Here is a 2,128-nt window from a genome sequence, read left to right as displayed (position 1 = left end):
TCGCTGCGCACGGCATTGATCAGGTCAGCGAGCAGTGTCGGGGAGGTCGCAAATAACCGCTTGAATACGTAGTCATTGCACGGGTTGAGGAGATCAGTTTTCATGGGAGGAATTATGCCGGAAATAAAGGAAAGAAGGCATCACTCCTTAACTGGCGGAAGCATTCGCTGTTGTTTGCTTGTTTCTCACTTGCAAGGTTTGCGAACACGGATAGCGGGTTTCAAACAACCATCAAGACATCGCCGCCATGTGCCCACGTGCGGTTTTGTAGGGTGTGAAACGCGAAGCGTTGCGCACCTTCAGGCGGATTGAGCACGTCGATGTACACGGGGATTCCGGGTGCGCAAGGAAAAGAATTTGCGCACCCTACCGGGCTTTATGGATAAAATTAAAATAAACGTGGTCTGACCCCTATTGTTTTCTAATGTAAGCCCCCATGCCGAAGCGCACGCCCAGGCCAGTCGATGACAGACTCTTGGTTTTTTGATCAAAAAAGCTGAGCGGCGTGTGATTGGTGGTCTGTCCGCCGTCATAGAAGGTGTAGAACTGGGCGTACTTGAACGGTGTGCCTTCGGTGCCGGGCGACAAGCGCAGCTCAAGACTGCCGGCGAGGCAGCTATCGCCGAGGATTTCCGAGGAATCGTAGGCACGGCCGAATTGCTGGCCACCGATGCCGCATTCTTCCGGCGAAAGCAGCCCGGTCGCGGAATACTGGCCCATGAACGCAGCGTAGAGGGAGAACTTGCTGAGCAGTGGCGAGAAGTAGGCCAGCTCCTGAGTACGCGAGAGATTGACGGTCAGCTTCTGAAAGTCTGCTTCGCCGTCGGCGCGGGATTTTATCGGGTTGGTGTCAAGGGTAGCGCCCAGGCCCTGGATGCCGAAACTGTATTGGAGCAACGCCTGATTGACGCCCTCGAAGGTATCGGCCTTGTCGTAGTTGAGACCCAGCCGGAGGGCGCGGATTCTGTCTTGCGTCGACAGGATGTTGAGCGATTTGTTGTCCGTATCCTGCTGGTCGAACTTGACGTAGGTGCTCAGGTTTTCCTGCCGGGTGCGGATAAAGGGATGTGCCAGCTTGAGCGACCAGGTTTCGCTGTTACTCTTGTTGTCGAGCAGACGTAGCATGACCGTGCCGGGCTTGGATACGCTGTTGGTGTAGCTCAGGTTGAGGTTGGTGCCTTCCTTGCTCACGACTTCGGTATGCGAGAGATTGATGTATTGCAGTTCGCTCAACTGTACCGTTGTGGCGTAGTTGATGGCCGTCTGGCTGGCGCGACCGCCCAGCCCGTTGATGGCCAGGTTGACGCTGATCTGGTTCGGTCCGACCGATTCGGTGCCGCGATTGTCGAGACTGGCTCCGCCTTCCAGCTTCGGCGCCGGTTCGACCTTCAGGATCAGGGTCGAGGCAGCCGGTGTTGTTTCGGAGGGCTTCATGGTTGACGTGACCTTGATCGCAAACCGGTCATTGGCCAGCAGCAGGTAACGCTCCAGGGTGAGGGCGTTGAGCGGTCGTTCGGCCTTGATTTTCTCGATGGCGTAGGCCAGGAATTCTTGCTGGTCTTCATTGGCGCCCTCGATTATCACTTCGTCGATAAAGCCTTCGATGATGTCGATGCGCACCAGTCCTTCGGCCTGAATGCGCTGCTCTGGAATCACCGCCTTGGACAGCCCGAAGCCGGCGTTGCCGTATTTGGCGGTAATGGCGTCGCGGACCTTGTAGATGTCCAGCAGCGTGACTTCCTTGCCGACGAGTTCGGCATACAGCGGCGCCAGTTCGTCGCTGGAGAATGCGGTGTTGCCCTTGAGGGTGAGTTCCTTGAGCGTGAATCGAAGCTCACCCGCTTGTTCTGGCGGGAGTTTTTCATCGATCGGGAAAATCAGCGGTTGCAGGGTGGATCTGGGTTCCGGCGGCTTTTCGAAGCGCTTTTCGATTCGACTGGCTTCGTTTTGTTGAGCGAAAGCCAGAAATGGCGCAAAAATGCCCACGCCGAGCAGAAACAAATGCCTGTTCTTGTTCATTGAAACTCCCTGGGTTTGCGACCATGATCGGGCGCGGATTATCCGTGCTTGTTTAATGGTTTTGTGAAGTTCGCGATCGTACAGGGGGGGGGGGGGGGGGGGGGGGGGG

General features: G+C 56.4%; 1 protein-coding gene. It reads right to left on the bottom strand.

Features of this window, described 5'->3' with window-relative positions:
• Positions 1-411 precede the first annotated feature (411 nt).
• Entirely contained in the window at positions 412-2,019 is a 1,608-nt protein-coding gene (locus tag ACOYNV_RS27810) for a ShlB/FhaC/HecB family hemolysin secretion/activation protein (RefSeq protein ID WP_422903067.1), read from the bottom strand.
• Positions 2,020-2,128: the final 109 nt, after the last annotated feature.

Origin of the sequence: Propionivibrio sp., from assembly GCF_049316945.1 — a bacterium.
Lineage (GTDB): Bacteria > Pseudomonadota > Gammaproteobacteria > Burkholderiales > Rhodocyclaceae > Propionivibrio.
Note: the sequence above shows the minus strand (reverse complement) of the source record. Positions and strands in the feature narration are given on the sequence as shown.